Below are 21,460 nucleotides of genomic sequence, written 5' to 3' on the forward strand. Positions count from 1 at the left end.
GTCTTCCTTTCGTCGCGGGGAAACCGGCTTCGTCGCGGGAAACCGGCCGTCGGCGGTCCGGCTCAGTAGGGTCCGATGAACCCGGCGTCCACACCGGCCAGTGCGGGTACGGCGGTCCGGTCGCCGCCGACCAGGTCCAGACAGGCGTCGGCGATCTTCTGCGCGCTGGGGTGGAACGCCTCCTCCAGCGGCCAGGACACCGGCGCCGGGCAGTCCGGCGGCGTGACCCGGCGCACCGGGGCGCGCAGCACCTCGGGAACGCGCTCGGCGATGACGGCGGCGACCTCGGCGGAGAAGCCGTAGCGGGCCCAGCTGGTGTCGGCGATCACGACCCGGCCGGTGCGGGCGGCCGAGGAGCAGATGACGTCCTCGTCGAGCGGGCGGACGCTGCGCACGTCGACGACCTCCACGCTGACGCCCTGACCGGCCAGCAGGTCGGCGGCGCGCTCGGCCTCGTGGACCATGAGGGAGGCGGCCACGACCGTCACGTCGGTGCCGGGGCGGGCGATGCGGCCCTTGCCGAACGGCACCGCGTACGGCTCTTCGGGGACCTCGCCCTCGGTGGCGTACAGCGACCGGTTCTCCATCAGCACCACGGGAGTGTCGGCGCGCAGGGCGGAGGTCAGCAGGCCCTTGGCGTCGGCGGGTGAGGCGGGGGCGGCCACGTACAGGCCGGGGAAGTGGCCGAAGACGGAGTGCAGGCTCTGCGAGTGGGTGGCGCCCTGCCCCCAGCCGCGGCCGACGACGCCGCGCATGACGACGGGTACGCCGCCCTGGTCGCCGTACATGTAGCGCCACTTGGAGGCGAGGTTGATCATCGCGTCCATGGTCAGGAACATGAAGTCGGCGCGGGTGTGCACCACCAGCGGCCGCAGTCCCTGGTCGGCGGCGCCGATGCAGATGCCGGCGACGGCGTTCTCGCTGTTGGGGGTGTCGATGACCCGGGCGGCGCCGAAACGCTCGTAGGCCGCGCGGGTGGTGCCGTAGGAGCCCTTGGCGTCGTCGACGTTCTGTCCGGCGACGACGACGGAGGGGTCCGCCTCCATGCACTGCACGGTGGCCTCGGCGATCGCCTGCCAGTACGTGAGCGTCCGTCCCATCGGATGTTCTCCTGTCAGCTCGCGTGGACGGGGCTGCCGTAGGCGCCGTCGGTGAGGCGGTCGACGGCGGGGAAGGGGGCCGCCTTGGCGGCGGCGACCGCGAGGCGGGTCTCGTCGCGGAACTCCTCGTCCCAGGCGGCGAGCCGTTCCGCCACGTCGGGCGTGCCGGGGCGCAGGGCTTGTGCGGCACGGCGCACCGGGCAGCGCTCCAGCCAGCTCTCGACCTCCTCGCGGGGGCGGTCGATGCCGGTGTCGTGGCCGGGGCCGACGTGCTCGCGCCAGCGGTAGGTGTCCAGTTCCAGGAAGTACGGCCCCTGCCCGGCGCGGCAGGCGGCGACGGCCCGGTGGGCGGCGGCGTGGACCTCGGTGACGTCGTTGCCGTCGACGCGTTCGGCGGCGATGCCGAAGGCGCGGGCGCGTTCGGTGACGGAGCCGCCCGCGGGCTGGCGGGCGGTGATCGGCGAGGAGATCGAGTAGGCGTTGTTCTCGCAGACGTAGACGACCGGGGCGCGGTGCACGGCGGCGAAGTTCAGCGACTCGTGGAAGACGCCCTCCTCCGCGGCGCCGTCGCCGAAGAACGTCACGACGACCCGCCGCGAGCCCTGCCGGTCGAGCGCCCAGGCGGCGCCGGTGGCCACCGAGATCATCTCGCCGAGGATCGCGGCGGAGCCGGCGAAGCCCGCGGCCCGGTCGGTCAGGTGCACGGAGCCGCCGCGTCCGCGGGCGCAGCCGGTCTCCTTGCCGTACAGCTCGGCGACCATTCCGGCCAGGTCGCCGCCCTTGGCGAGGTAGGCGGCGTGGCTGCGGTGCCCGGTGTAGACGAGGTCGTCCTCGCGCAGCGCGGCGCACACTCCGACGGCGGCGGCCTCCTGGCCGATGGAGAAGTGCACGGGTGTGCGCATCTCCTGCTCGTCGCGGTACAGGTCGGCGAGTTCCTCCTCGACGCAGCGGATGCGCACCATGTCCCGGAGCAGTACAGCCGGGTCCGTCACCGCTTCCTCCGGTGTGTTGGGGGTCGGCACGGCCTTCGGTCACCTCCGCAGCTCGGCAGCCGGTCAACGGCAGGGGGCTTGTGGGGCCGATGGTCGCGGGGGCGGGTGGAGCCCGACTGGAGCCGGGCCGGAACGGCCCCCCGGGGGCTGATTGGGCCGGTGCCCGTCGGCGGTCGGCGGACCGGCCGGCGCCGCCCGCAGTCGGGCTGACCGGGCCGGTGCCGTCGGCGCGCAGGGGTCTGGAGCGAGTGCGTGTGCCGGGTGATGGCGGGTGTGCGGTGGCGATGTGGTGTGGTGTGGCGTGACGCGTCTACTGCGGGCCGGCCGTGGGGCGACCGCGGGCCGAGGCCGGGCCCGAGGGCCTGACGAAGCCCGAGGCGGTCAAGCGCGGCATCTGCAACCACCACACGTCCATCGGGCCGTGGCTGGCCCAGTGGGTCGCCGCGGGGTGGGTCGAGGAGGACGGCAAGCGCGACCGGGCCGTCGTCTACGTCCTCACCACCGCCCAGCACCCCCAACGCTCATCGCCGCGGGCCTGCGTGCCCTGGTCAGCGGCCGCAAGGAGGCCAAGAAGCCGTAACGTGCGCCTACTTCGGAGGAGGACCCTGGCCGTCGGCCGGGGCCCTTGGCGTGGCCGGGGCGGGGCGCCGTGGGATGATCAACCGTCATGGGGAGACACACCTGAGGGAAGACGGCCGGCGCGCTGGTCCTGGCCGTGACCGTGGCGGCCGCGAGCGGCTGCAGCAGCTCGGACGACGAGGACAGCGGGAAGCCGTCTGCCACCGCGGCCGCGAAGGCGAAGACGGTGACCGTGGAGGCGGCGACCACCACGTTCCAGGACGCGGTGACCGCGCTCGACACCGACGGCGGATGCCTCGAACAGGAGCCCGGCACGTGCTGGGACCAGATGATGGCGCTCATGACGCCGACGCGGGACCTGCGGGAGGCGATGAACGCGGAGAAGTCCGTGGGCGCCGACTTCTGGACCGAGGCGTACGCCCTGATCGACACCATGGAGACGGGCATCGCGGTCGGTGAGGACCTGGGCGCCCCGGCTGGCGCCGCAACGCTCCTGGAGATGACCAACCGGGACGACGTTTTCGGCTCCGCCCACAAGCTGTCTGACTGGCTGGACCAGCACCCGATTTCGTAGCAGGCGGGCTCTGGGCGCCTTCCGCGCAGGGAACGAGGGCGGCAGGATCTAGGCCATGAGAATTCTCGTCATCGGCGGTACCTGGTTCTTGGGGCGGTGCATCGCAGAGGGGGCCTTGGCTAGAGGGTGGTCCGTGACCACCTTCAACCGGGGACAGTCCGGCCGCGATGTCGAAGGCGTGGAGCCCGTGCACGGTGACCGTACCGACCGGAGCGACCTTCACCGGCTCGCCAAACACGGTCCCTGGGACGCCGTGGTGGACACCTCCAGTTCCGACTTCCCGCCCCGCGACGTACTGCTCGCCGCTTCCGCGCTGCGTGAGGCGGCCCGGCGCTGGGTGCACATCTCCACCGTGTCCGTCTACGAGGGATGGCCGCACCAGGCGCTAACGGACGCCTCGGCGTTGCTGGACTGCCCCGCCGACGCGGACGAGTCGTACGGGTACACCGGTGAGGACGGGAGCCCGACCGTGTACGGGTTCCAGAAGGCCGGCGGCGAGCGGGCGGTCACCGAAGCCTTCGGCGACGCCGCGGTGATCCTCCGGCCCGGGGTGATCCTGGGCCCGGGAGAGTACGTGGGGCGGTTGCCCTGGTGGCTGACCCGGGCCAAGCGCGGCGGGCGGATTCTGGCGCCTGCACCGGCCGGTCAGCGCATCCAGCCGGTCGATGTGCGCGACGTCGCCGCGTTCGCGCTCGATCAGGCCGCCGCCGAAACCAGCGGCGGGTACAACGTCACCCACCCCGAGGGAATCACCTTCGGCGACTTCATCAGCGAGTGCCTGGCGGTGACCCGTGGAGCCGGAAAGCCGGAGTGGGTGGAGCCGAACGTCCTGACCGACCACGGCGTTGCCCAGTGGACAGAACTGCCGCTGTGGCGGACGCACGGGGGCGTGTGGGCGGTGGACTCCAACCGGGCCGTGGCCGCGGGTCTGCGCTGCCGGCCGATCGCCGATTCGATTCGCGACACCTGGGCCTGGCTGGATGCCGACGGCCGCCCCGTGGACCACCCGAGGTGGGCGGAACACGGTATCGCTCCGGAGAAGGAAGCGAAGATTCTCGCCTCCCTGACCTGAGTCAGGCTTCCAACTGGAGCAGCGCGGAACGGGTGCTGAGCTGGTGCGTGCTCGCGCTGCGGGTGAAGTCCTCGACGCGGTCGCGCAGCTCGCGCGGCAGCGTCGAGGACCGGTAGACCGGCTGCGCGAGGAACTGCTGGATCTGTCCCGTACGCACGAGGACACCGGTCGCCCGCTGGTCCCCCGGGATGTCCCACAGGGGAGTCAGGGCGTCGGCGGCTCCCTCGACGTCGTTCGCGAGGAGCCGGGCCATGGCGAGATCGGCCGCCGCCCCGCCGAGTACGTGAGCCGAACGGCTGGCCTGCGGCCGCTGGCCGACGAGGTCCAGAGCCTGGCGCGCGGACTGCTCCGCCTGCTCCCCGTCGTGGATGAGGAGCGCGGTAGAGCTGCTGGACATGGCCAGTCGCTCCGGCGTGAACCCGAACTCTCCGCCCACGCCGTCGTGAAGGTCGTCACGGGCGCCGCTCTCGGCCGCCAGGGAGAGCTGGAGGGCCTGCCGCGCGGAGTCCGTGTCACCGAGGTAGCCGTGCGCCCGCGCCTCGATGGCCAGGAGCCGGCGCCGGGCAACGTCGCCGAGACCGCCGTAGGTCTGAGCGCGTCGTGCCTTGCTGACGGCCTCGCCCGGCATCCCGGTGAAGTACGCGATGTACGCGAGGATGCCGTCCGCGTACGCCCGCAGGGGCTTGAAGCGGGCGCTCTCGCCGTAGAGGTCCGCCGCGCGGGCCAGGCGGCGGGCGTTGTCGAAGGAACCGAGGTCGAAGGCCGCCGCGGCGAGCAAGGCCATGGCCTGGCCGGTCAGCTCGAGGAGGCGCTGCTGCTGGGTGGGGACCTGCGTGCGGTCGCGCTGGCTCTGCAGCTCCTCCTGGAGTGCGCGGCCGCGGCGGAACACCTCCATCGGAGGGAGCGAAGCGTAAGCGCGCGCGAGGGACGCCACGTCATCGGTGAGCTGGTCGAGGCTGGTGTCGGAGACGGACGCCGCCGCTGTTGCGCTGGCGTCGTCCTGTGCGTCGCGTGCGGTCATGTTGATCTCGTGCTCCAGGTTGAACGCGGGTGACTGGGAATCCTCGGCGGGAGGAGGGGCGAACAGGGCCGCGACGTCACAGGCGAACATGGCCTGTAACACGCGCCGGGTGTCCGCGGAGAGTGACTCGGGACGGGTCTTTCCTGCTCTCCAGCGGAACACCGTCCGCTCGCTGCAGGTCGGGTTGTTGGTGCCCTTCCCGACGACCTCGTCGGCGGTTCTGTCGAACAGCGCCACGAAGTCGGGAGCGCCCAAGTTGCGTCGGTCGCAGAGGACCTTGAGCAGCGTCTCGGGTTGTTCCGTCACTTCGCCCCCCAGATATCGCGCCTTGGCCTGTTGGCGGCCCACCTACGGATCGATCCCTTTGCACGAAGGGGATACCGCCGCTTGAGTCCAGTGCAACACATCTCGGGCAGATGGCAGTTGGCCAGCAGTCAGGTGACAGTGCGCCATGCCGATGGCGCCGAGACGGCAGTCCCCCGACATGGCGATGACACCCCATGCGGGACCACGCTGATCAACACCCTCACTGAGAGTGTCCAAACGCACACAGGGGCGTGACTCCTATGACGCCTGCGGACCGACCCCCAAGAGGACGTGATGACGACGACAGCCGTACGGACGCCTCGCGCGGTCACATGCCGCCGCGGCGGGAATGTGATGAGCGAGCGCTTCAAGGTCTCCCCCGCGCAGGGCGGATTACCGCCCCTCCGCGAGGACGCATGCCGGGTCGGGATCATGCGCCGGATCGCAGCCGCACGGCTCCGCTACTGCGGCCTCGAGGCCATGACGGACGACGTGATGCTGATTGTCTCGGAGCTGCTGACCAACGCCCTCCAGCACAGCGGCACCACGGAGATCAGCCTGAGTATCACCGTGGAGGACGGGACCCTCAGCGTCCGGGTCCGAGACGGCATGCCCGGCGCGTGCACTGCGCAGTACCCCCAGGACACGGCCGAGTCGGGCCGGGGCCTGCTGCTCGTCGACGCCCTCACGAAGGGCAGCGGCGGTGACTGGGGGACCGAAGACGCCGGCGCAGAGACCTGGTGCAGTCTTCCGGTCCCCAAGGAGCGACAGCCGTGACCGCCTTAACCGCTGTTTCGGTCGACCACGCCCAACGCCTCCGCGGCCACCTGATGGGGCTCGTCGACATCGCTGTCGCCCAGGAAGCCGGCCAGAGCGACCCGGAAGCGCTCCGCCTGATCTGGCAGGCCCGAGACGTGCGCGCCCAGGAGCTGCCGGGCGACCACATGAGGGCCGTGGGACATCTCCGCCGGATGGCCTGGTGCGTCAACGAACTCCTCGAGCGCCTGGCGGCCCTCCGATGCGTCAAGGAGGCGGCGTGATCGTTCCCCCGCTCCCGTACAGTCCGCCGAGAGAGAAGAACCGCTCCGTGCGCTCCCTCACCGCCCCCGCCCTGGCCCCCTTCATCACCCAGCGGAAGGGGGAAGAGCCCGCGCCGGACAACCTCATCATCCGCGTGCACCCCTCCGGGCCAAGGCTGTACTACCGAGACGAGGACCCCCAGCGGGACCGGCCCATGAAGGGCGTGCTGTGGGGCCGGTGCAGCTTCAACCCCCTGGACGAGCAACAGATGCCGACCGGTGAGCCGCAGTGGAAGCTCATGCACCCGTACCGGCAGATGCTCACGATGCAGGCCATGCGCTGTCAGGTCTGTGCCCGCCCGGCCCGCACCCCGCTCGGCTTCGTCTTCCTCGCCGGCCCGAGGGACGAGGACCCCGAACAGACCGAGATCCAGACCAACCAGCCGCCGGTGTGCGTCAAGCACGCCCGCGCCGCTGCTGCGCTCTGCCCGCACCTGGAGAAGGACCCCGTGGTCTTCCTGGCCCGTAGCGCGCCTCTGTACGGCGTGCACGGCACCATCTACGGCCTCAACTCGCAGGGCGAGGTGCACGTCGTCGCGCAGCCCGACCACGCGCTGCCCTTCGGCCATCCGAACCTCGCCACGATGCTCGCCACCCAGCTCATCCGCCGTATCCGCTGCTTCCGCGTCCTCGGCATGGAGGAGCTGCTGCGGGAGCTGGCCGAGCACACCACCCAGACCCCTGTCGGTGGCCTGGTCGCTGCCACAGCCCATGCCACCGACAGGTCAGCAAGAGCACATCAACCGTTGAACGAGGGGAAGAATCGATGAGCACAGCGACCATCCCGTTCGCCGCACGCGCCGCGGCGCCGCCCTGCCTGGTCACCACCTCCATCGCCGGTGTCCACTGGGACAAGGACCGGCAGATCAACCTGGCCGGTGACGGCGAGCCCTGGCACACGATGGAGCAGGCCGCTTCGACGACCGACACCAACCAGGACGGCCAGGGCGACGACGTCGCCGACCCGTACTTCGCGCCGGCGTCATGAGCAACGCCGCCCGCCCTGTGCTCGTCGTCGCTGAACAGCTCGACGCGTCGGCCGACATGGTCGTCGATCAGCTCAACCAACGCGACGTTCCCGTGATGCGGTTCGACGTCGCAGAGTTCCCCCAGCACCTCACCCTGACCGGCGCGCACCTGCCGCAGGAACCGGGCTGGACGGGACTCGTCGACGACGGGCGCCGGACGGCGCGGCTCGAGGAGGTGCGGGCCGTCTACTGGAGGCGGCCCGCACGTCCCCTGATCGCCGACTCCGTCCCCGAGCCTTACGCCACCTGGGCGCAGAACCAGGCCGACGCCGCGATTCTCAACCTCCTGGCCGCCCTGCCCGGTGTGCCGTGGCTGAACAACCCGCACGCCGACCGTGTCGCCGCCCACAAACCACAGCAGCTCGTTGCCGCCACCCGGTGCGGCCTGACCGTGCCACGGAGCATCATCACGAACGACCCGGACGCGGCCCGCAGCTTCGCGAAGGACGTGGCCGGACCCCTGATCTGCAAACCCGTCCTCGGCGGCCGCCTCGACTTCGGCGACGAGAAGCGACTGATGGTCGCCACGCACCGCGTGGACCCGGCGGACTTCGACGACAGCATTCGCACCACCGCGCACTACTTCCAGGAAGACGTCCCGAAGGAGTACGAGGTGCGCCTGGTCGCCGTCGGCGGGCAGGTCTTCGGCGGCAAACTCATCACCACGAGCGAGGCCGCCGGCACCGACTGGCGCACCGACTACGACCACATCGAGTACGACACCGTGGACGTCCCCGACGACGTCGCCACCGCAGTCCGCCGGTTCCTCGCCTACTACGGCATCGCCTTCGGCTCCTTCGACTTCGCCGCGACTCCCGCGGGACAGTGGGTGTTCTTCGAGAACAACCCCTGCGGCACATGGGGCTGGGTCGAGAACCGTACCGGCCTGCCGATCGCCGCGGCACACGCGCAGTACCTGATGGGAGACACCCCATGACCTGGCCTGACAATGGCGCCTCCGCCGCCGCTCGCCAGCAGATGGCCGCCGATCTGGCAGATGGGCACTGGAACGATTGGATCGACGCCTTCTCCGCCATCCCCCGGCATGTGTTCGTCCCTTGCTTCTACCAGCAGAACGCTGAGGGAGCCTGGCAGCCCGTCACGTGGGGGGAACCCGGCTACCTGGAGGCGGTCTACAGCGACGAAGCGCTGACGACACAACTCGACGACCACGGCGTCCCCACCAGCTCATCAAGCCAGCCATCCGTCATGCTGCGCATGCTCGACGCCCTGGACGCCGAGGACGGGCACCGAGTGCTCGAGCTGGGCGCCGGCACCGGATACAACGCCGCCTTGCTCGCCCACCGCCTCGGCGCCTCGGACGTGACCAGCATCGACATCGACTACGAGCTGGTCAAAGCCGCCGTCCGGCACCTCGAGGTGGTGGGCCTGCGACCGACCGTCGTCGTCGGCGACGGTGCACAGGGCTGGCCCAGCCGCGCGCCGTACGACCGCGTCATCGCCACAGTGGGTCTCCACACGATCCCCCAGCAGCTCCTGCAGCAGGCTGTTCCTGGCGCGGTCATCGTCGTCCCGCTCGGATACGGCATCGTCCGCGTCACTGTCACCGGCCCGGGGCACGCGGTCGGCCGGTTCCTCGACACCCCCGCGTTCTTCATGGCCCGGCGCAGCAGCGGAGCACCACCGCAGTTCGACGAGGCTGCCCAGCAGCCCCCGACCGACAGCAGTGTGCCGCCGGCAGACCTGCTTGGGCGACTCAAGTTCCCCGCGTCGATTGCCCTGCCCGGCTACAACTCGTGCTCGTGGAAGGACGACGAGGGCAACCTGGAAGCGGTGGGAGTGTGGACTCCCGACGGTTCGACCGCCACGGCGCACGCGTCTGGTGCCGTACGACAGTGCGGACCTCAGCGCCTGTGGGACACGGTCGAACACCTGGCGAGGGTCTTCGAAGGTGCACCAGCCCGCGAAGAGTTCCGGGTGACCATCACACCTACCAAGCAGACCGTGTCGTACGGAGACGTGGGCGGGGCAAGCTGGGATCTCCCCGCCTCACCGTGACCGCACCTCCCAGGGCCGGGCCCCGCTCGCCTGCCTTTCCTCGTGGCAGAGGACGGGGCCCTCTGCGTGCAACGACGGGTTGAGCCACGCGCGGAGCGCTGCGTCCCCGATGGACGACCTGGCTGGTTCGGGGGCTCGACCGGGGCTCCGTCGTCGTGGCCTAGCCTGCGCCTGCCACGCAGGCCACTGAGCAGAGAGGTGCCGTCCATGGCTTTGGCTTCGGCGGAGAGGGAGTTGGGGCGCCGGCTCCAGCTCGTCCAGGGAATCCACTGGCTGTACGGGGCGCAGGGCGACGCGTACGCGGCCCTGCTGCGGGGGTACGGGGGCGACCCGCGTCAGGAGTACGCCCGGGCCCGGGCCGCGGGGCCGCTGTGGCGCAGCCGGCTGGGCACCTGGGTGTGCACGGGTTACGCGCCGGCCCGCCGGCTGCTCCAGGTGCGTTCCGGTGCCGGACCCGCCGCGCAGCCGCAGTCGGCGCTCGCCTGGGACGAGGGGCTGTCGGACGCCGGGGAGCTGCCCGACGCGGGCCGGGTGCGGGAGGCCGCCGCGCGGGCCGCCCGCCGGGCGTCGGCGGAGCTGCGGGGCGAGGTGGACCTGGTGGCCGCCGTGGCCGCGCGGGTGCCGGTGGAGGTACTCACCGACCTGCACGGGCTGGCCGGCACCGACCGTGACCGGCTGGCCGGGGCCTGCGCGGGGGCGGCGGGCGCGCTGGACGCGGCCCTGGCACCCCCGGCGCACGACGACGCCGTACGGCTGCTCGACGCGGTCGGTGTGCTGCGGGAGCTGCTCGGTGACGCGGCGGCCCGGCAGGCGGTGGTGGGGGTGCGCGCCGCCCGGGAGCTGATCGCGGGCGTGCTGCACGCGCTGCTCCACGTGCCGGAGTCCGCCGGGACGGCGGTGCGGGACCCGGCCCGGCTGGTGACTGAGACGCTCAGGCACGATCCGCCCGTGAAGCTGCACGCGTTCACCGTCGCGGAGGACGTGGAGGTGGCCGGGGAGCGGGTGGCCGCCGGGGAGCAGGTGGCCGTCCTGGTGGGCGCCGCCAACCGCGACCCGGGCACGTTCACCGCGCCCGACCGGTTCGCCCCGGACCGTTACGCCGTCGGCGGTGTCCCCGAACCCCTGGTGCCGGCGCCGCACGGGGTCGACGTGCAGGCCTTCGCGCGCGTCCAGGCCGAGGCGGTCCTGGCGGCGGTGGCCGCGTCGGGGACCCTGAGCGCCGCGGGCAGCGCGGTGCGGCTGCCGCGCTGCCCGGTGACGTGGGGGCTGGGGCGGCTCCCGGCGCGCGTGGCAGGGTAGGCACCGCACGCACCGGCGAGGGGCCCCGGCCGGACGGCCGGGGCCCCTCGCCGTTTCCCGCCGCTCAGGCGGCGCGTTCCTGGCAGACGGTGTAGAGGTCGGGTTCGCCCGCGCTCAGCTCCCGCAGGGCGGTGCGGTGCTCGGCGAACCCGGGCTGCCTGAGCGCCTGTTCGAACGAGGCGCGGTCCTCCCACTCGGCCACGTTGACGTACGCGCCCGGCTCGTCCGCGTGCTTGAGCAGGCGGTGGCGGATGAAGCCGGGCTGAGCGCCGAAGAACTCCGACGTCCTGGCGAAGGCCGATTCGAACTCGGCCGGCGGGCCGGTGACGGTGAAGCGGTTGACGAAGACGATCACGGCTGCTCCTTTCCGGTGGGTTCGTCGGCGGCCGTCAGCGCACCGCGGCCGGGGACTTGGCGGCCGGGGCCGCGTCGGGAGCCGGCCGCGTACGGCCGACGGAGGCCGACCGCTGCGGCAGGCGGGCCAGCACCAGGCCGACCACGATGACGGCCATGCCGAGGACCTCGCGGGTGCCCAGCGTGTAGTCCTCCAGCAGCACCATGCCCAGGGTCAGCACCACCGGCACCGCGTACATCACGCTGGACGCCTTGGCCGCGCCCTCCTCGCGGATCAGCCAGGCGAAGCACATGTAGATCAGGCCGGTGTTGAGGACGCCGAGCACCAGCAGCGCGCCGATGATGGAGGCGGAGAAGTGCGGGCTGGAGTCGAAGCCGCCGTTGGGCAGGTTGATCCCGGCCCAGCCGACGCCGATGACGGCCTGGGTGGTGGCGAGCACCAGCGGCGTCATGGACCGGCCGCCCTCCTCGGCGGGGCCCATGAGCTTCTCCATGAGCAGCATGGACCAGCCGTAGGCGACGGCGGCGACGGCGTTCACGGCCGCGCCGGCCGACAGCCACTCGGCGCCCCACGGCGCGTACAGCACGAGCACACCGGCGAAGCCGACGACGAGGCCGGCGGTCACCCGGGCCGGGATGCGGTCGGCGCGGCGGGCCGCCAGGTAGAGCAGGACCACGCACAGCGGCACGCTGGCGTTGAACACCGACACCATGCCGGCGTCGGCGCCGACCGCGTCGTCGACCACCTCGACCAGCAGCACCGGCAGGGCGTTGGCGAGGAAGGCGATCAGCACCAGCTGGGCCCACACGCCCGCCCGGCGCGGCAGCCGCGCCCGGCTGAACAGCAGGATGCCGAGCATCGCCACGGCGCCGACGAGGATGCGGAAGAAGCTGAACTGGGCGGAGTTCAGCCCCTCGAAAACGATCTTGATCCAGAAGTAGCTGGAGCCCCACAGCAGGGCGACGGCGGCGAAGCGCGCCGCGGAGTCGAAACGCACGGCGTTTCCTCCCGTGTCTCAGCGGCCCGAGGTGCGCGCGGCACCGGCCGGTCGGATGAAGAGCGCGACGACGAACGCGGCCACGGCGAAGCAGGCCCCCGCGGTGAAGCTGGCGGACATGCTCTCGAGGAACACGTGGCCCTGGACGGCCTCCTCGGGCAGGCCGGCCGGCGGGTTCTCGGCGGCGGCGCTGCCCGCGCGGGCGGCGACGGTGACCAGGACGGCCAGGCCCAGCGAGGCGCCGACGGTCTGCAGCGCGTTGTGCACGCTGGAGGCGGCGCCCGCCTCGTCGCGGCGCAGGCCCGAGGTGCCGAGGACGGTGGTGGGCAGCACGCAGAAGGCCATGCCGGTGCCGAAGACGAGCAGGGCGGGCAGGACGGTGTCCCAGTAGCCGGAGCCGGCCTCCAGGCGCGACAGCCACAGGTTGGCGACGACGAGCAGCGTGGCGCCGGCGAGCATCAGCCGCTTGGCGCCGACGGCACGCTCCAGACGGACGGCGGCCCCGGACATGGTGATCATCGCGACGGCCACCGGGGTCAGCGCCACCGCCGAGGTGAGCGGGCCGTGGCCGGCGATGTGCCGGAAGTACTGGATGAGGAAGAACATGGTGCCGATCAGGGCGCCCTGGACGGCGAAGGTGCCGGTGTAGGCGGTCAGCCGGTCGCGGTCGGCGAACAGCCGCAGCACCACGATGGGCTGCTCGGCGCGCCGCTCGACGAACCAGAACGCGGCGAGCAGCAGCACGCCGGCGGTGAGGGTGCCGACGACCAGCGAGTCGCTCCACGGGTGCTCGGCGACCCGGGCCAGGCCGAAGACGAGGGCCGCGGCACCGGCGGTGGACAGCACCGCGCCCGCGAGGTCGAACCGGCCACGGCTGCGCGGGGTCTCGGCGATGACGAGCGGGGCGAGCAGCAGGATCGCCACGCCGATGGGCACGTTGAGCAGCAGCACCCAGCGCCAGGAGCTGAGGGAGGTCAGCGCGCCGGACAGCAGCAGCCCGCCGGCGGTGCTGAGCGCACCGACCGCGGTGCACACCGCGATGGCCTTCTTGCGTCCGGCGCCCTCGGGGAACAGGCTCAGCACGAGAGCGAGCGCGCTGGGCGCGGCGAACGCCGCGCCGATGCCCTGGACGGCGCGTACGGCGATGAGGAACTCGCCGGAGGGCGCGAGGGCGCGCAGCGCCCCGGCGACGGTGAACAGGGCGACACCGGCGAGGAACACCCGGCGGCGGCCCAGCAGGTCACCGGTGCGGCCGCCGAGCAGCAGCAGTCCGCCGAAGGTCAGCAGGTAGGCGTTGAGGACCCAGCCCAGGCCGACCGGTCCGAGGCCGAGGTCCTGGCCCATGCCGGGCAGTGCGATGTTCACCATCGACTCGTCGATCATGATCATCGCGTTGCAGGTGGCCAGCAGGCCGAGCGCGAGTCCGGCGCGGGCCGCGGGGGCCGGTTTCGGCGGCGCCGTGCCGAGCGCCGGTGGTTCGGTGACGTGCGCGGACATGCCGTGCCTCCAGGGGACGTGGTCGGACGGGAAGTGCCGGTTGCGGTGGCGCGTGAGCGGCCGCGGGACCCCCGGCTCTGACGGCCCACGGCACGTGCACGGCGCCTGGACACCGTCCCAACGGCCGCTAGAGCCGTCTTCGAGCCACGGTGGCTAACGTTCGCCGGTATGACGGAACGTCAGTGCGGGACAGAGACAAGGACAGGGGCAGGGCGCGTGGCCGTGGTCACCGGCGGCGGCACGGGCATCGGACGGGCGACGGCCAGGGCGCTGGCCGCGGACGGGATGCGGGTGCTGGTGGTGGGCCGTACGCCGGACACCCTGGCCGGGACGGCGGCCGGGCACGGGGACGTGCGGACGCTGGTGGCCGATCTGACGGACGACGGCGTCCCGGAGCGGATCACGGCCGCGGCGCTGGAGGCCTTCGGGCGGCTGGACGTGCTGGTGCACAACGCGGCGGCCGTACTGCCCGAGCCCGTGGGCGCGGTGACGCGGGAGCACGCCCGGACCCAGGTGGAGACCAACCTGCTCGCGCCGGTCATGCTGACCCGGGCCGCGCTGCCCGCGCTGGCCGCGGCGCGGGGCACGGTGGTGGCGGTGGGCACGGCGGCGGTGCAGGGGCGCCGCGCCTTCGCGGGACTGTCGCTGTACGGCGCGACGAAGACGGCGCTGGACTTCCTGGTACGCACCTGGGCGGTGGAGTTGGCGCCGCTGGGAGTGCGCGCGGTGGGGGTGGCGCCCGGCGAGACGGACACCTGCATCGGTGAGCGCATGGGGTGGAGTCCGGCGGACATCGCCCGCCACCAGGCCGAGGCGGCGGCGCGCACCCCCTCGGGCCGGGTGGGCCGACCCGAGGACGTCGCCTGGTGGATCACCCGGCTCACCCGCCCCGAAGCGGTCTACGCGAGCGGCACGGTGGTGGCCGTGGACGGCGGCGCGTCGGTGGCCTGAGCGACCGCCTCCGCCGGGAAACCCACCAGCACCCCTTCGGGCCGAAGACCGGCCCGAGCACGTCGTGACGAAACGCCCGGCTCACCACCCGGCCCGAAGGGACCTACGCGAACGAAACCGTGAGGGCCGTGGACGGCGGCGCGTCGGTGGCCTGAGCGACCGCCTCCGCCGGGAAACCTCCTACGCGAGCCGCGCGGTGGTGGTTCGAGGGGTGGACTCGGCCGTGAGTCGTTCCAGTACGTCCACCGCCTCGTTGGGGGTCGGCTCTGTCAGGATCTCGGCGCGGACCCGGTCGGCGGCCTTGGTGAAGGACTCCTCGGTGAGCAGCCGCTCGACCGCCGCGCGCAGCGCCTCGACGGTGAGGTCGGCGGCGGGCAGGTACAGTCCGTAACCGAGTTCGGCGACGCGCCGGGCCTTGGCCACCGTGTCCCAGCCGTAGGGCAGCATCAGCTGGGGCACGCCGTGGAGTTCGGCGGTGGCGCGGGTGCCGATGCCGCCGTGGTGGACGACCGCCGCGCAGGTCGGCAGCAGGTCGTTCAGGGGGACGAAGTCCACCAGCCGTACGTTCTCCGGTACCGGGCCCGGCAGTTCGGCCTGTGCGCCGAGTGCCGCGACGATCTCGGCGTCGAGGCCGGCCAGGCCGTCGAGGAGCGCGGCGACGGAGAACGGCGCGTGGTCGAGTTCGCCGGACAGTCCCAGCGTCAGGCAGACCCGGGGCCGCTCGGCCGGTGCCCGCAGCCAGTGAGGGACCACGGAGGCCCCGTTGTGCGGCACGTGGCGCACGCCGACGGTGCGCAGACCGAGGTCGAGCCGGGAGCCGGGCGGGGTGATGTCGATGGTCCACTGGCCGGTGACCATCTCCTCGGTGAAGCCGAGGTGGGGCGCGTAGCGGCGCACGGCCCGGCCGAGCCATTCGGCGGTGGGGTCCTGCACCGGGCCGGGCAGGGTGGCGGACTGGCGCAGGAACTCCTGGCGGGCCCGGACGGTGATGTCCACGCCGTGCAGCAGCCGGGCGTGCGCGGCTCCGACGGCGCGGGCGGCGACGGCGCCGGCGAAGGTGTGCTGCTCCCAGATCACCAGGTCCGGGCGCCAGTGCCGGGCGTAGGCGACCAGGTCGTCGAGCATCCCGTCGTTGCTGACCGAGGCGTACAGGGCGGCGACGGCGATGTTCTCCAGGGCGAGCAGGGACTCGTGGGTCCACTGCCCGGGGTCGTCGCGGGTGAAGTCGAAGCCCTGCACGTGGCCGGAGCCGTCCTCGAGGACCTGCCCGAGGAGTTCGGGCGCGTGCGGGTCGTTGAAGTACCAGTCGGGGGTGCCGACGGGCACCGCGGTGAGCCCGGCCGCGGTGATCTGCTCGGTGATGTCGGGGTGGCTCGCGACGCGCACCTCGTGCCCGGCGGTGCGCAGCGCGGAGGCGAGCGGCACCATCGAGTAGTAGTGGGTGTGGTGCGGGAAGGAGACGAACAGGACCCTCATCGCTCCCACCGCCCGTGCGGCGGACGGACGGACAGGGTGTGCCGGAAGACGTCGCGGGGGTCCCAGACGGCCTTGACGCGCTGCAGCCTGGCGTAGGCGTCCTTGTAGTAGAGCCGGTGCCAGGGCACGCCGGAGGTGTTCCAGCGGGCGTCGGCGGTGTCGATGTCCGGGTAGTTGATGTAGCAGCCGTCGCTGTCGCGGCCGGGTACCGGGACGCCGCCGGTGGTGGCGTACACGTCGCGGTAGAGCCGGCGCAGCCAGTCGACCGACTCGGCGTCGGCGTCGGGGTCCTGCCAGGTGTTCATGAACAGGGCCTTGAGGACGGAGTCGCGGTGGGTGGAGGCGGTCGCGTGCTCCGGCACGGTGTTGACCCGGCCGCCGAAGGACTGCAGGGAGATCGAGGCGGTGTCGTGCCGGTGGCCGGTGCTGTTGAGGTAGGTGTACAGCACGTCGGCCTGGTCCTCGCGCCAGGCCCGGCGCAGGTACGCCGACTTGATCTTCTGGCGGCCCACCTCGTAGTCCTGGGAGGCCGCGAGGTCCTGCGTGGCGGTGAGCCAGGGCTGCTCGGTGATCTCGGAGATCTGCGGGGAGCCTCCGACGCCGTCGGCGACGGCCTCGGCGTAGGCGCGCAGCAGCTTCTCGGCGTCCGGGCGGGTGCCGTCCATGTGCGCGAAGCTGACGGCGGCCGGGGTCGGTTCGGCGTCGGCGGAGGCGGGGCGCCCGTACATCACCAGGCCGCCGAAGAGACCGGCGTACGGCGAGTCGGCGTCGCTGTTGCGCTCGTGCCACAGGCCGTGGTTGCGCACCAGCCGGCGGAAGGAGGCGCGGTCCAGGCCCTCGCGCGGGACGTACACCATGCCGGACAGGACGGTGCCGGGCGGGCGGGGCAGCAGCCGGGACGGCTCGTCGCAGCCGCGCGGGGCGTCGGGCGAGCGGAACCAGTAGCGGGTGACGATGCCGAAGTTGCCGCCGCCACCGCCGGTGTGCGCCCACCACAGCTCACGGCGGAAGCCGCGGTCCTCGCGGGTGACGACGACGGCGTGGGCGCGGCCGCGGGCGTCGACGACCACCACCTCGACGGCGTAGAGGTGGTCGGCGGCGAGGCCGAAGGCGCGGGAGAGCGCGCCGTAGCCGCCGCCGGTGACGTGTCCGCCGAGGCCGACGGTGGCGCTGGCGCCGCCGGGCAGGGTGACGCCCCACCCGTAGTAGAGCTTCTTGTACACGTCCATCAGGCGGGCGCCGGCCTCCACCATGAAGGCGCGCCGCCGCGGGTCGTAGGTGACGGCGTCCATCGCGGCGAGGTCGACGACCACGCGGACGGCGGGGTCGCCGACGACGTTCTCGAAGCAGTGGCCGCCGCTGCGCACGGCGATCCGCTTGCCGGCGCGCACCGCGTCGCCGACGGCGTCGACGACGTCGGCGGTGGTGGTGGCGAGCCGGAAGGCGTCGGGGCGGGCGGTGAAGCGCTTGTTGCTGCCCCGGGTGGACAGGTCGGCGTAGCGCGGGTCGCCGGGGGTGACGGTGGCGGCGTCCCCCGCGGACGCCGCGGTGTCCTGGGCGGCGGCGGGCGCGACGCCGGCGGCGGTCAGGCCGGCGGCGGCGCCCGCGGTGAGGGAACCGGCGACGAAACGGCGGCGGCTGGGAACGGTCATCGTGCACCTTTCTCGGTGGCTCGGGCCCGGCGGCGGACCGGCTCGGGCGGGTCAGGCCGCGCTGAGGACGGCCGCCGAGTTGAAGCCGCCCCGGCCGCGGGCCAGGACGAGGGCGTGGCGGACGGTGGTCTCGCGGGGCGTGGTGACGAGGTCGACGGGGCAGTCGGCGGCGGGCCGCGCGGTGCCGGTGGTCGGCGGGATCACCTGGTCGCGCAGGGACAGCAGGGCCGCGGCGACGTCGAGGGAGGCGCCGCCGGCCAGCAGCCGGCCGGTCATCGACTTCGGCGCGGTGACCGGCACGCCCCGGGGGCCGAACAGGGCGGCGAGCGCCTCGGCCTCGGCGCGGTCGGCGGCGCGGGCGCCGGCGGCGTCGGCGAAGACCACGTCGACGTCGTCGGGGCGGACCCCGGCGTCGGCGAGGGCCAGCCGGGCGGCGTCGCCCAGGCGCGGGGTGCCGGGGCCGTCGAAGGTGGCCGCGTACCCGGTGAACGCGCCGTACACGCGGGCGTCGCGCGCGCGGGCGGCGGCGTCGCTCTCCAGGACGAACAGGGCGCCGCCCTCGCCGACGACGTGGCCGCACGCCTCGGCGTCGAACGGCAGGTAGGCGCGTGCGGGGTCGGTGACGCGGCTCAGCTCGCCCGCGGCGAGGTGGGCGGCCCAGCCCCACGGGCACAGCGCCGAGTCGACGCCGCCGGTGACCATGAGCCGGGCGCCCTTGCGGATCTGGCGCCGGGCGTGGGCGATCGCGTCCAGGCCGCCCGCCTGCTCGGCGACGACGACGCCGCTGGAGCCGCGCAGCCCGTGCCGGATGGAGATCTGGCCGGTGTTCACGGCGTAGAACCAGGCGAAGGACTGGTAGGCGCTGACGTGCTGCCCGCCCTTGGACCACAGGGCCTGCAGTTCGCGCTGCCCGAACTCGAAGCCGCCCGCGGAGGAGGCGGTGACCACGCCGGCGCCGTACTCCGGCAGGGCGTCGGGGTCGGTGCCGCAGTCGTCGAGGGCCTCCTTGGCGGCGGCCAGCGACAGCCGGGTGACCCGGTCGGTCTGCGGGAGCAGCCGGCTGGGCAGGTGCTCGGCGTCGACGAAGCCGGGGACCTCGCCGGCGATGCGCACCGGGTAGCGGGAGGCGTCGAAGCGGGTCACCTCGCGGATGCCGCTCTCGCCGCGCAGGGTCGCCGCCCACCACGCTTCGAGGCCCAGCCCGTTGGGGGCGGTGACGCCGATGCCGGTGACGACGGAGCCGGTGGTGGTGGGAGCGCTCGGCCGGGCGGCGGGGCGGTCCAGTGTCGCTGTGGTCATGCCGCCTCCTGAAGTCGCGGCCGGGTCAGGACGATGGCGCTCTGGAAGCCGCCGAAGCCGCTGCCGACGCTGAGCACGGTGTCGGTGCGCTGTTCGCGCGCGGTGAGCGGGGTGTAGTCGAGGTCGCAGGCCGGGTCGGCCTCGTGCAGGTTGGCCGTCGGCGGCACGGTGCCGTGCTCGATGGCCAGGGCGCTGGCGGCCACCTCCAGCGAGCCGATCGCGCCGAGCGAGTGGCCGATCATGGACTTGATGGAGCTGACGGGCACCCGGTGGGCGTGCTCGCCGAGGCTGCGCTTGAACGCGGCGGTCTCGTGCCGGTCGTTCTGCTTGGTGCCCGAGCCGTGGGCGTTGACGTAGTCGACGGCGGTGGGGTCCAGGCGGGCCTCGTCGAGCGCCGCGCGGATCGCCTCGGCCATCTCCACGCCGTCGGACTTCAGTCCGGTCATGTGGTACGCGTTGCTGCGCCCGGCGAAGCCGGCGATCTCGGCGTAGACGTGGGCGCCGCGCCGGCGGGCGTGCTCGAACTCCTCCAGGACCAGCACGGCCGAACCCTCGCCGAGGACGAAGCCGTTGCGGGAGCGGTCGAAGGGGCGCGAGGCGGTCTCCGGCTCGTCGTTGCGCGGGCTGGTCGCCTTGATGGCGTCGAAGCAGGCCACGGTGATCGGGGAGATCGGTGCCTCGGTGGCGCCGGTCACCATCACGTCGGCGCCGCCCTCGCGGATCAGGTCGACGGCGTGGCCGACGGAGTCCAGGCCGGAGGTGCAGCCGGTGGAGACCAGCGACACCGGTCCCTGGGCGCCGACCGCGCCGGCCACCTCGGCGGCGATGGAGCTGGGCACGAAGTAGTCGAAGAGGTGGGCGACGGCCCGGGTGTGGTCGACCTCCCAGGCGCTGCCGTTCTCGCTGACCACGCCGTACTCGTTGTCGAGGCCGGTGGTGCAGCCGACGGCGCTGCCGAGGGTGACGCCGGTGCGCACCGGGTCCAGGGCGCAGGTGAGTCCGCTGTCCTCGACCGCCTCCCGGGCGCTGACGAGGGCGAACTGGGCGGCGCGGTCGAGGCGGGCGGCTTCCGCCGGCCCGAATCCGTGGGCGGCGGGGTCGAAGTCCGCCTCGGCGGCGATGCGCGAGCGGAACGAGGACGCGTCGAACAGCGTGATGCCGCGCGTGGCGGTGCGGCCCGCGGTCAGCGTGTCCCAGAACGCCCGGGTGCCGATGCCGCCCGGGGCCACGACCCCGATGCCGGTGATGACGACCCGCCTCATCGGTTGTCCCTCACAGTTGTCCTCCAGATATGAGCCCGGGTAGGAGCCGAGTGCGCCGCATCGTGCGGCAGGCGCGGCCGATCAGTGGGGGTGCGTGCGGGCCGCGGACGAAGAAGTGGTCGCCGGGAACGGTGCGCCGCACCAGCCGGCCGGTGGTCCAGCGCGCCCAGCCGTCGAGCGACGGCGCGCCGACGACGGGGTCGTCCTGTCCTCCGACGGCCAGGACGGGTACCGGCAGCGGACCGTGCGCGCCGTCGGCGAGGGCGGCGGAGCGCAGGGCGGCGGCGAGTACGAGGTCGTCCCGGAGCACGGGCAGGACGGACCGGTGCCAGACGCTGCCGGGGTCGGCGAGGGCGCCGTCGGGCGCCGCACCGAGGTCGGCGACGAAACGCAGCAGCCGGTCGTCGGTGATGTCGCCGTCGTGGCGCACCGGCACGGTGTGCGGTGCCGGGCTGGCGCCGACGGCGAGGAGTCCGGGGGCCGGCAGCCCCCGGTCGATGAGCGCGCGGGCGAGGGTGTAGGCGATGATGCCGCCCAGGCTGTGCCCGTACAGCGCGTACGGGCGGCCGTCGGCCACCTCGTCGGCCAGCGGCCCGAGGAGGGTTGCGAGCAGTTCCTCGCGGGTTCTCGCCCGGGGTTCGCGGCGCCGGGTCTCCCGGCCGGGCAGCAGCACCGGCACCGTGGTGACGTCGGGACCCGTCCTGGCGCGCCAGTGCGCGAACCCGGATACGCCCGCCCCGGCGTGCGCGAAGCAGTACAGCGTGACCGGCGTACCGTCCCGCATGGTGTGTCGCACCTCCTCGGCCGCCGTGGGTGGGAGCGCATCGGCTGCGTCCGAGCCTCGCGGACGTGCCTGGAGCACGACTCGAATCGGCCACGGGCCCGGCCGGGGAGGGCGACGG

At 73.2% G+C, this 21,460-nt stretch carries 21 protein-coding genes; 10 read left to right on the forward strand and 11 right to left on the reverse strand.

Annotated features, from left to right (window positions below):
- Positions 1-62 precede the first annotated feature (62 nt).
- Positions 63-1,100, reverse strand: coding sequence for an alpha-ketoacid dehydrogenase subunit beta (locus tag KUM03_RS02560; RefSeq protein ID WP_217245358.1), 1,038 nt, complete (start codon positions 1,098-1,100; stop codon positions 63-65).
- A gap of 14 nt (positions 1,101-1,114) precedes the next feature.
- Positions 1,115-2,122 carry a thiamine pyrophosphate-dependent dehydrogenase E1 component subunit alpha gene (locus KUM03_RS02565; RefSeq protein WP_308406235.1) on the reverse strand — a complete coding sequence of 336 codons (1,008 nt, stop codon included), beginning with the start codon at positions 2,120-2,122 and terminating at the stop codon, positions 1,115-1,117.
- A 685-nt stretch (positions 2,123-2,807) separates the two neighbouring features.
- Between KUM03_RS02565 and KUM03_RS02570 the strand changes: the two genes are divergently transcribed.
- Positions 2,808-3,245: a hypothetical protein gene (locus tag KUM03_RS02570; RefSeq protein WP_217245359.1), complete on the forward strand. Its 438-nt coding sequence runs from the start codon at positions 2,808-2,810 to the stop codon at positions 3,243-3,245.
- A 55-nt stretch (positions 3,246-3,300) separates the two neighbouring features.
- Positions 3,301-4,317 (forward strand): NAD-dependent epimerase/dehydratase family protein, encoded by a 1,017-nt coding sequence (locus KUM03_RS02575; protein ID WP_217245360.1) that lies wholly within the window; start codon positions 3,301-3,303, stop codon positions 4,315-4,317.
- Between the two features lies 1 nt (position 4,318).
- Here the strand turns inward: KUM03_RS02575 and KUM03_RS02580 are convergent, their stop codons facing one another.
- On the reverse strand, positions 4,319-5,644 hold the full coding sequence (locus KUM03_RS02580; protein ID WP_254398738.1) for a DNA-binding protein: 1,326 nt from the start codon (positions 5,642-5,644) through the stop codon (positions 4,319-4,321).
- A gap of 294 nt (positions 5,645-5,938) precedes the next feature.
- Between KUM03_RS02580 and KUM03_RS02585 the strand changes: the two genes are divergently transcribed.
- The 7 genes from KUM03_RS02585 (at position 5,939) to KUM03_RS02615 (ending at position 11,069) form a co-directional block, all read left to right on the forward strand.
- Positions 5,939-6,421, forward strand: coding sequence for an ATP-binding protein (locus tag KUM03_RS02585; protein WP_254398739.1), 483 nt, complete (start codon positions 5,939-5,941; stop codon positions 6,419-6,421).
- On the forward strand, positions 6,418-6,684 hold the full coding sequence (locus tag KUM03_RS02590) for a DUF6415 family natural product biosynthesis protein (RefSeq protein WP_217245361.1): 267 nt from the start codon (positions 6,418-6,420) through the stop codon (positions 6,682-6,684). Before KUM03_RS02585 ends, KUM03_RS02590 begins: the two co-directional genes overlap by 4 nt.
- A complete protein-coding gene (locus tag KUM03_RS02595) occupies positions 6,681-7,493 on the forward strand; it encodes a hypothetical protein (protein ID WP_308406236.1) in 813 nt (270 codons plus the stop codon). Before KUM03_RS02590 ends, KUM03_RS02595 begins: the two co-directional genes overlap by 4 nt.
- Positions 7,490-7,711: a hypothetical protein gene (locus KUM03_RS02600; RefSeq protein WP_217245362.1), complete on the forward strand. Its 222-nt coding sequence runs from the start codon at positions 7,490-7,492 to the stop codon at positions 7,709-7,711. The genes KUM03_RS02595 and KUM03_RS02600 overlap by 4 nt, the downstream gene beginning before the upstream one ends.
- Positions 7,708-8,688 carry an MvdC/MvdD family ATP grasp protein gene (locus KUM03_RS02605; protein ID WP_254398741.1) on the forward strand — a complete coding sequence of 327 codons (981 nt, stop codon included), beginning with the start codon at positions 7,708-7,710 and terminating at the stop codon, positions 8,686-8,688. Before KUM03_RS02600 ends, KUM03_RS02605 begins: the two co-directional genes overlap by 4 nt.
- Positions 8,685-9,770, forward strand: a complete 1,086-nt coding sequence (locus KUM03_RS02610) for a methyltransferase domain-containing protein (protein WP_217245363.1) — start codon at positions 8,685-8,687, stop codon at positions 9,768-9,770. Before KUM03_RS02605 ends, KUM03_RS02610 begins: the two co-directional genes overlap by 4 nt.
- Positions 9,771-9,977: 207 nt before the next feature.
- Positions 9,978-11,069 carry a cytochrome P450 gene (locus tag KUM03_RS02615; protein WP_217245364.1) on the forward strand — a complete coding sequence of 364 codons (1,092 nt, stop codon included), beginning with the start codon at positions 9,978-9,980 and terminating at the stop codon, positions 11,067-11,069.
- 64 nt (positions 11,070-11,133) lie between these two features.
- On the opposite strand, the gene KUM03_RS02620 is transcribed toward KUM03_RS02615, so the two are convergent.
- Genes KUM03_RS02620 through KUM03_RS02630 form a run of 3 tightly spaced genes read right to left on the reverse strand, consistent with a single transcriptional unit; the run spans position 11,134 to position 13,918 of the window.
- Positions 11,134-11,424, reverse strand: coding sequence for an antibiotic biosynthesis monooxygenase family protein (locus KUM03_RS02620; protein WP_217245365.1), 291 nt, complete (start codon positions 11,422-11,424; stop codon positions 11,134-11,136).
- A gap of 34 nt (positions 11,425-11,458) precedes the next feature.
- Positions 11,459-12,421: a DMT family transporter gene (locus KUM03_RS02625; RefSeq protein WP_217245366.1), complete on the reverse strand. Its 963-nt coding sequence runs from the start codon at positions 12,419-12,421 to the stop codon at positions 11,459-11,461.
- A gap of 18 nt (positions 12,422-12,439) precedes the next feature.
- Entirely contained in the window at positions 12,440-13,918 is a 1,479-nt protein-coding gene (locus tag KUM03_RS02630; protein ID WP_217245367.1) for an MFS transporter, read from the reverse strand.
- Positions 13,919-14,134: 216 nt separating this feature from the next.
- On the opposite strand from KUM03_RS02630, the gene KUM03_RS02635 reads away from it, so the two are divergent.
- Positions 14,135-14,869, forward strand: coding sequence for an SDR family oxidoreductase (locus KUM03_RS02635; RefSeq protein ID WP_308406237.1), 735 nt, complete (start codon positions 14,135-14,137; stop codon positions 14,867-14,869).
- Between the two features lie 180 nt (positions 14,870-15,049).
- Here the strand turns inward: KUM03_RS02635 and KUM03_RS02640 are convergent, their stop codons facing one another.
- Genes KUM03_RS02640 through KUM03_RS02660 form a run of 5 tightly spaced genes read right to left on the reverse strand, consistent with a single transcriptional unit; the run spans position 15,050 to position 21,342 of the window.
- Positions 15,050-16,345, reverse strand: a complete 1,296-nt coding sequence (locus KUM03_RS02640; RefSeq protein WP_217245369.1) for an activator-dependent family glycosyltransferase — start codon at positions 16,343-16,345, stop codon at positions 15,050-15,052.
- Positions 16,342-17,997 (reverse strand): FAD-binding oxidoreductase, encoded by a 1,656-nt coding sequence (locus KUM03_RS02645; RefSeq protein WP_217245370.1) that lies wholly within the window; start codon positions 17,995-17,997, stop codon positions 16,342-16,344. Before KUM03_RS02645 ends, KUM03_RS02640 begins: the two co-directional genes overlap by 4 nt.
- Positions 17,998-18,048: 51 nt before the next feature.
- A complete protein-coding gene (locus KUM03_RS02650; RefSeq protein ID WP_217245371.1) occupies positions 18,049-19,296 on the reverse strand; it encodes a ketosynthase chain-length factor in 1,248 nt (415 codons plus the stop codon).
- On the reverse strand, positions 19,293-20,558 hold the full coding sequence (locus KUM03_RS02655; protein WP_217245372.1) for a beta-ketoacyl synthase: 1,266 nt from the start codon (positions 20,556-20,558) through the stop codon (positions 19,293-19,295). Before KUM03_RS02655 ends, KUM03_RS02650 begins: the two co-directional genes overlap by 4 nt.
- A gap of 10 nt (positions 20,559-20,568) precedes the next feature.
- Complete coding sequence (locus KUM03_RS02660; protein ID WP_217245373.1) at positions 20,569-21,342, reverse strand: thioesterase II family protein; 774 nt, start codon at positions 21,340-21,342, stop codon at positions 20,569-20,571.
- Positions 21,343-21,460 lie beyond the last annotated feature (118 nt).

Source organism: Streptomyces sp. AC602_WCS936 (assembly GCF_019049125.1).
Taxonomy (GTDB): domain Bacteria; phylum Actinomycetota; class Actinomycetes; order Streptomycetales; family Streptomycetaceae; genus Streptomyces.